General features: G+C 46.9%; 4 protein-coding genes. 2 read left to right on the top strand and 2 right to left on the bottom strand.

What is annotated here, in order from left to right; translation table 11 throughout:
- Positions 1-40 precede the first annotated feature (40 nt).
- Complete coding sequence (locus CAG69_RS18995; RefSeq protein WP_161445663.1) at positions 41-1,603, top strand: methyl-accepting chemotaxis protein; 1,563 nt, start codon at positions 41-43, stop codon at positions 1,601-1,603.
- A 141-nt stretch (positions 1,604-1,744) separates the two neighbouring features.
- On the opposite strand, the gene tkt is transcribed toward CAG69_RS18995, so the two are convergent.
- Positions 1,745-3,736: a transketolase gene (gene tkt / locus CAG69_RS18990; protein WP_161445661.1), complete on the bottom strand. Its 1,992-nt coding sequence runs from the start codon at positions 3,734-3,736 to the stop codon at positions 1,745-1,747.
- A 123-nt stretch (positions 3,737-3,859) separates the two neighbouring features.
- Entirely contained in the window at positions 3,860-4,810 is a 951-nt protein-coding gene (gene tal / locus CAG69_RS18985; protein ID WP_005396118.1) for a transaldolase, read from the bottom strand.
- 466 nt (positions 4,811-5,276) lie between these two features.
- Here tal and CAG69_RS18980 point away from each other — a divergent pair, with 466 nt between their 5' ends.
- Positions 5,277-6,278, top strand: a complete 1,002-nt coding sequence (locus CAG69_RS18980) for a sugar-binding transcriptional regulator (protein WP_005396112.1) — start codon at positions 5,277-5,279, stop codon at positions 6,276-6,278.
- The last annotated feature ends 109 nt before the right edge of the window (positions 6,279-6,387 follow it).

The raw sequence follows: 6,387 nt of genomic DNA, 5'->3' as shown, positions 1-6,387 counted from the left end.
ATCTTGCCGAAAATCAATAAAAACTACAGAAGTTTCGTCTATGTCAGTCAATATTTCTCATAAAGCTCAAGAAACTCTCGTGAGGGAGTCTGAGGAACTCGTCTCAACAACTAACCTACAAGGTGTTATTACGTATTGTAACGAAGCCTTTTGCCGTGTTGCTGAGTACACTCACGAAGAACTCGTCGGCCAGAACCACAATATCGTTCGCCACAATGACATGCCTAAAGCCGCTTTCGGCGATATGTGGGCACGTCTTAAGCAAGGCAAAGCCTGGCGCGGCATGGTTAAGAATGCCACTAAGTCGGGCGGTTACTATTGGGTTGATGCCTATGTCACCCCTATTTATGAAAATAACCACGTTGTTGGTTATCAATCTGTGCGCGTGAAGCCAAAGCGAGAGTGGGTTGATATAGCCACGAAAGCCTACAAGAGTATGCGCGCCGCCGAGAAATCAGGTCGTACTTGGTCGTTGAAACTCAATGAAACCATTCGCTATGCGATTCTACTTGGCGCATTGACCGCACCTGCAGCCGCATATGCATTGTCTATTGAAGGTCCATTGGCTTGGCTTGCAAGTGCACTACCTGCGAGTGTTCTAGCGTTGTTATTCCGCCAAGAATTAATTGATACGCCTCAACAACTGAAAAAGTTACAAAAGCAATACGACAGCGTGAGTCGCTTGATCTATTCCGGCAACACGGCGTTTTCGATTGCTGATTTCCATATCAAAATGCTGTCCGCAAGAATTCGAACCGTGTTGGGAAGAATGACAGACTCCGCACTGCCGTTGCAGCATTGTGCTGAAGAGTTGAGCCAAACCACAGCAGAAGTTTCGGCTGCATTAAATCAGCAAAACACCGATATTCATCGCGTACGTGATGCGACTCAAGAGGTGGAGTCTTCGGCGAATTCAGTCTCTTCTAGCACCAATGATGCCCATATGCTAATTGATGACACCTTGAAGTCATGCTTGATGGCGAAGGAAACCATCGATCAAACGCACACCAATCTAACGCAGTTGAGCCTTCAAGCTGAAAAAGCGACGGAAACGACGTATCAGCTGAGTGATCAGGCGCAGAAAGTGAATCATTTGATGGAAGAGATTGGTGGGATCGCAGAACAAACCAATTTACTGGCACTTAACGCGGCAATTGAAGCGGCGAGGGCGGGTGAGCAAGGTCGTGGTTTTGCTGTTGTTGCCGATGAGGTGCGCGCGCTCTCTGGTCGCACATCCAATGCAACTGAACAAATCCAAGCGTCTATCTCTGCTATGTTGGCGACGATACAAAGTTGGCAAAAAGACATTCTGGCAAACAAAGAGCAAACGGATACATGTTCTCAGGTTGCAGAGCAAAGCGCGCTTCGTTTGTCTGAGGTTGAACAGATGATGCAAAGCATGAGTGGGTTGATGGTCGATGTGGCGGAAGCGGCGAATAACCAGCTGAAGCTATCCAGCGATGTAAATCAGCATATTCACTCTATTGCTTCTACGGCAGAGCAAAACTTGGCAGCAACGCACTCCGTAGAGCAAAACAGCCGTCAGTTGAAAGAGCAAGTACAAGATTTCTATCAGCTCGCGCTTCGATTTGAAGACAAATAGCCGTAACGAAAGTCGTTGTGTTCACTTTCTGGCTGTGTTTACACAAATAGGGGCCAGATAAAAGAAAGCCCCGCCATTGCTGGCGGGGCTTTTCAGTTTTCACATTCGCAATAGAGAAAACTGATTATCTTTTTACTGCAATTACGCTAGTAGTTCTTTTGCTGTATTTACTACGTTTTCAGTAGTGAAACCGAACATTTTGAACAGTTCACCAGCAGGTGCAGATTCACCGAATGAAGTCATACCGATGATGCGACCGTCGAAGCCTACGTACTTGTACCAGAAGTCAGCAATACCTGCTTCGATAGCGATACGAGCTGTTACGTCTGATGGTAGAACGGCTTCACGGTAAGCGGCGTCTTGTTTGTCGAATGCATCTGTTGATGGCATTGAAACAACGCGTACTTTCTTACCTTCAGCAGTTAGCTGTGCTGCTGCTTCTACTGCTAGCTCAACTTCTGAACCTGTTGCGATAAGGATTAGCTCTGGCTTGCCTTCGCAATCTTTCAGGATGTAACCACCTTTCGCGATGTTTGCTAATTGCTCCGTATCACGCTCTTGTTGCGCTAGGTTCTGACGAGAGAAGATAAGCGCAGTTGGTGCATCTTTACGTTCAATCGCTAGTTTCCAAGCCACTGCTGATTCAACTTGGTCACATGGACGCCATGTGCTCATGTTTGGCGTTAGACGTAGCGATGCCATTTGCTCAACTGGTTGGTGAGTTGGGCCATCTTCGCCAAGACCGATAGAATCGTGCGTGTACACTTGGATGTTCTGAATCTTCATCAGCGCAGCCATACGCATTGCGTTACGAGCGTATTCCATGAACATTAGGAATGTCGCGCCGTAAGGAACGAAACCACCGTGTAGCGCAATACCGTTCATGATCGCCGTCATACCGAATTCACGTACACCGTAGTGGATGTAGTTACCAGAGAAGTCACTTGCTTCTAGAGACTTAGAACCAGACCACATGGTTAGGTTAGAAGGCGCTAGGTCAGCAGAGCCGCCCATGAACTCAGGTAGTAGAGCACCAAATGCTTCTAGAGCATTTTGAGACGCTTTACGTGACGCAATGTTTGCTGGGGTTGCTTGAAGATCGGCAATGATTTCGCTTGCTTTCTCTTCCCACTGTGCAGGAAGCTCACCGTTTACGCGGCGTTTAAATTCAGCTGCCAGCTCAGGGTACGCTGCTTCATAAGCTGCAAATTTCTCGTTCCACGCTGCTTCCTTAGCTGCGCCTGTTTCTTTCGCTGACCATTCTGCGTAGACTTCTTGCGGAATTTCAAAAGGACCGTGCTCCCAACCTAGTTCTTTGCGTGTTGCTGCGATTTCTTCTGCACCTAGTGGTGCACCGTGACAATCGTGTGAACCAGATTTGTTTGGTGAACCAAAACCGATGATTGTCTTAGTACAGATAAGTGTAGGACGTGGATCCGCTTTCGCCGCTTCGATTGCTGCGTTGATCGCTTCAGAATCGTGACCATCTACTGCCGGGATTACGTGCCACCCGTACGCTTCAAAACGCTTAGGCGTGTCGTCAGAGAACCAACCTTCAACGTGACCGTCGATAGAAATGCCGTTGTCATCCCAGAATGCGATCAGTTTGCCTAGGCCTAGCGTACCTGCTAGAGAACATGCCTCGTGCGAGATACCTTCCATTAGACAGCCGTCGCCCATGAACACGTAAGTGAAGTGGTCAACGATGTCGTGGCCTTCTTTGTTGAACTGTGCTGCTAGCGCTTTCTCAGCTAGAGCCATACCAACCGCATTAGTGATGCCTTGACCTAGCGGACCCGTTGTGGTCTCGATACCTGGCGCGTAGCCGTACTCTGGGTGACCAGGAGTCTTAGAGTGAAGCTGACGGAAGTTTTTCAGATCATCGATAGATAGCTCGTAACCGCTCAAGTGCAGTAGAGAGTAAATTAGCATTGAGCCGTGGCCGTTAGAAAGTACGAAACGGTCGCGGTCTGCCCACTCAGGGTTTGATGGGTTGTGGTTTAGGTGAGAACGCCAAAGAACTTCAGCGATATCAGCCATGCCCATAGGTGCACCTGGGTGACCAGAGTTAGCTTGTTGAACACCATCCATGCTTAGCGCACGAATTGCATTTGCTAGATATTTACGATCCATAGTGATTACTTCTCGATAAGGGTTTAAATAGAGGGAACTCGTCGAAACAAGTTCAAATAGAAAATCTTGAATAAGCGTTGATGGTAAAAGCGAGTAGACGGGCTACTCGCTTTTGGTAAGCAATTAAAGCTTAGCTTCGATCATCGCTTCTAGTTTACCTTGGTCAACGGCGAAGTTGCGGATGCCTTCAGCCAGTTTCTCAACCGCCATTGGGTCTTGGTTGTGTTCCCATAGGAACTCAGAATGAGTCATTGGTGCAGGACGCTCAGCTGCGCCTTTAGAATCAACTAGCTTCTCAACCACTTCACCTTCTGCAGCTTCTAGCTCAGCAAGTAGAGCAGGAGCGATAGTTAGACGGTCACAGCCAGCCAGTTCTAGGATCTCACCGATGTTACGGAAGCTTGCGCCCATTACGACAGTTTTGTAGCCGTACTCTTTGTAGTAGTTGTAGATCTTAGTTACAGACAGTACGCCTGGATCTTCTGAAGCTTCGAAGTCACGGCCTTCTTTCGCTTTGTACCAGTCCATAATACGGCCAACGAATGGAGAGATTAGGAATACGCCAGCTTCTGCACAAGCACGCGCTTGAGCGAATGAGAATAGAAGCGTTAGGTTACAGTTGATGCCTTCTTTCTCTAGGATTTCTGCTGCGCGGATACCTTCCCAAGTAGACGCTAGTTTGATAAGGATGCGGTCGTTAGTGATGCCTGCATCGTTGTACATTTTTACTAGTTGACGTGCTTTCGCTACGCTGCCTTCCATATCGTAAGATAAGCGCGCGTCAACTTCTGTAGAGATACGACCTGGAATAGTTTTTAGGATTTCTTTACCGATGTTTACTGCAAGCATGTCACAAGTGTCTTGAACTTGTTGAGCTTTGTCGTTGCTCTGTGCTTTAGCATATTCGATTGAAGCATCGATTAGAGGTGCGTACTCTGCGATTTGAGCGGCTTTCAGGATAAGAGAAGGGTTAGTTGTTGCGTCTTCTGGTTGATACTTTTTGATTGCATCAATTTCGCCAGTGTCTGCTACTACAGTCGTTAGTTTACGAAGTTGCTCTAACTTGTTGCTCATAATCGATCATCCTATTTAAATGGGCTTAAGCGTGGTTTTTGTTGCCACAGCTTGTGCATTTGCAAGCGAGTTAGCTAATCGTCTCATCGTATTTAATGAGACATCTGCTCAGCCAACTACGGAAAATTTCGTTACCGAACAAATGCCATGAACATTTGATCGATAGCTGAGTAAATGATGTGTCCATATTTATCCTATCTATGCTGAAAGTCAATCGCTGAAATCGACTTATAGTGAACTTCATCAACGTTTTTTTACTGTGTGTTTAGTGGTTAACCCAAATAAACGTTTGCCCTTATTGTTCAAAGCTTGAGCGTTGTCCAAGAGGGTAAAAAATTGTAGTGAGAAAATGTTATTGCGATGAGCAAATGTAGCGTTTAAATTGATAAAGAACATATGCTAAGTCAATGAGCATATGCTCACTTATTGCATACAATATCGATCCTCTTAAAGGGCGAGAGAAACCATGAGCAGTTCTAATCAAGATATTTCCATTGAAAACACGGATTTGTTGACAGAGATTTCCGTCGCGTATTATCAAGACGGTGCGACTCAGGAAGAGATATCGAGAAAATTTGCCATATCACGCGCAAAGGTCGGGCGAATGCTCAAGCAGGCGCGTGATGAAGGCATCGTTGAAATCACCGTTAAATACCATCCGGTGTTTAGCGCCAAGATTGAGCAACGTTTGATCGAGCGATTCGGCGTTAAGCGTGCGCTTGTCGCTCTTGATCAGCCAAATGAAGAGGCACAGAGACTACAGGTGTCGGGATTGGTGTCCAATTATCTCACCAGCACGCTTAAAAACGGCATGGTGGTGACCGTTGGACAAGGGCGTAACGTATCTTCTGTTGCTCATCACATTGGGGTGATCACCCCGCGCGACTGTAAATTTGTGTGTGGTATCGGCGGTATTCACCCACGTGGTGGTATGTATAACGCCGATCACATTTGTCGTCAGTTAGCGAAAAAGTACGGTGGAACGTCCGAAACGCTTTACGCGCCGGCTTATGCAGAGAACAGAGAACAGAAGTTGGCTTTCATGCAGAATGCGACCGTGAAACAAACGCTCGACCTAGCACGTAAAGCTGATGTCGCTTTGGTCGGTATTGGTGACATGAGCGAAAACAGCTACATGGTGGACTTAGGTTGGTTTACGCCTGATGAAGTGGTTCAGTCGAGACTTCAACAAGGCGTGGTCGGGGACTTTGCAGGTTATGATTTCTTTGATATTCACGGTAATGTTGCCAACACCGTAATGAGTGACCGAGTGATTGGCCTTGGTATTGAAGAGTTTCGCCCAATATCGGAAGTCATCGCGATTGCAGCGGAGAACAGCAAGCCGCTCGCCTTACTTGGAGCATTAAGAACCGGAGCGATAGACGTGATCGCCACGAGCGTCAGCAACGCATTAACGGTACTCAACTTAGATGAGCAAATGCACGGCAACGCGGCATCTGAGAGTTAGCACAAATAATATGCAACTTATGTAATCAGGCTGCGAGGAGTTATAAATGACTCGCAGCCTGATTTCGTTTTCAAGTTAAAAATATTCTCTAGGAGTAGCTTTAAAGTTG

The organism is Vibrio sp. V43_P6S15P86 (assembly GCF_009904725.1).
Lineage (GTDB): Bacteria > Pseudomonadota > Gammaproteobacteria > Enterobacterales > Vibrionaceae > Vibrio > Vibrio diabolicus.
Note: the sequence above shows the minus strand (reverse complement) of the source record. Positions and strands in the feature narration are given on the sequence as shown.